Here is a 1,345-nt window from a genome sequence, read left to right as displayed (position 1 = left end):
GAAGCTACTTCTGGAACACCGTTTATTCGGAAAAGGGAGGTGTGACAAGATTTTTGTCACACCTCCCTTATTTATTTTTGAAAAATGAGAATACTATTATTAAAATAGGGAATAAATAGAATAATTCTCATTATTTAAACGCAAATAATCGATTTTTTTTTCGACTTTTTTTATTTTTTATTAGCTAATAATTGGTATTTTAAAAGAAATTGCTGTAGAATTGGATTATAATTAAAAAGGAGTGAGAAAATGATAAAAGTATATACTTCGCCTAGCTGTACTTCCTGTAGAAAAGCAAGAGCATGGTTGCAAGCGAATCAACTTGAATTTGAAGAGAAGAATATTTTTGCCGAACCGTTAACAGAAAGTGAGATCAAAAAGATCTTAGCAGCGACTGAAGGAGGAGTTCAAGATATTATTTCCACTCGGTCGAAAATTTACGAGAAGTTGGGAATAGATTTTAACGAATTAACTTTAAAGCAAATGATCGTCCTATTCAAAGAATATCCTTCATTATTGAGACGGCCTATTTTGATTGATGAAAAAAGAATACTAATCGGATTCAATGAAGATGAAATCCGGTCATTTGTCCCTCGTGAAATTCGGTGTGTTGCTAGAAACCTAATCTATTTACAAAACAATAACATCTTAAATTCATAGGGAGGGAGTCTTCGTGGAAGTGAAAGTCTATGGATCGGCGCACTGTGTAACCAGTCTGAAGGCGAAACAATGGTTAGAGTACCATCAATTGCCTTATCAATTTGTTGACTTAGAAGAACGCGATCTAAGTACAGAAGAAGCAGAAGAATTATGCAGTTTTGAAGAAGTGCAAGCAGAACAGCTATTTGCGACTTGGTCTGAGGCTTTTCATAACATTGCGATAGACCTTTCCTCTGTAGGTAAAAAACAACTGATTTCTTTATGTACACAACATACAAAACTCCTCAGACGTCCGTTGATCATTATTGATGAAGTTCTATTTATTGGATACAATGAGCAGTTGATGGAGCAACTTATCCTAAATAAATAGTCTTTACCTATTTTAATCAATTTCTGAGCGCTTCGTACAGTTGGAACAGTCGAACACTTAACATCAAGTGTGTTATGTGTTCTTTTTTTTGTCTTTATTTTTCTACTATAAAAGATATGCTCGATTTATTTGGTCAAAATTCAAATGTACGAGGGAAAATAGGCTGAGAAATATATTGACATGTGTAAATTTACATGATATATTCATTTTTGTTGTTTTAAGTAATACGCAAATAAAGCAGCATTAAAAAAACTTGAAAAATAGTTATTGACATGTTGATGATGACATGATAAGATAACTGAGTCGTTAAAAAAG

General features: G+C 32.8%; 2 protein-coding genes. Both read left to right on the top strand.

Annotated elements, in window-relative coordinates; translation table 11 throughout:
- The first annotated feature begins 249 nt into the window (after window positions 1-249).
- Window positions 250-660, top strand: coding sequence for a Spx/MgsR family RNA polymerase-binding regulatory protein (locus HMPREF2961_RS07955; RefSeq protein ID WP_002286258.1), 411 nt, complete (start codon window positions 250-252; stop codon window positions 658-660).
- Between the two features lie 13 nt (window positions 661-673).
- A complete protein-coding gene (locus tag HMPREF2961_RS07950; protein ID WP_002315910.1) occupies window positions 674-1,030 on the top strand; it encodes a Spx/MgsR family RNA polymerase-binding regulatory protein in 357 nt (118 codons plus the stop codon).
- Window positions 1,031-1,345: the final 315 nt, after the last annotated feature.

The organism is Enterococcus sp. HMSC076E04 (assembly GCF_001814285.1).
GTDB classification, from domain to species: domain Bacteria; phylum Bacillota; class Bacilli; order Lactobacillales; family Enterococcaceae; genus Enterococcus_B; species Enterococcus_B lactis.
Note: the sequence above shows the minus strand (reverse complement) of the source record. Positions and strands in the feature narration are given on the sequence as shown.

Bases quoted from the DNA above. Each gene is read 5' to 3' on its own strand.
- HMPREF2961_RS07955 (WP_002286258.1), top strand. From the start codon at position 250: ATGATAAAAGTATATACTTCGCCTAGCTGTACTTCCTGTAGAAAAGCA.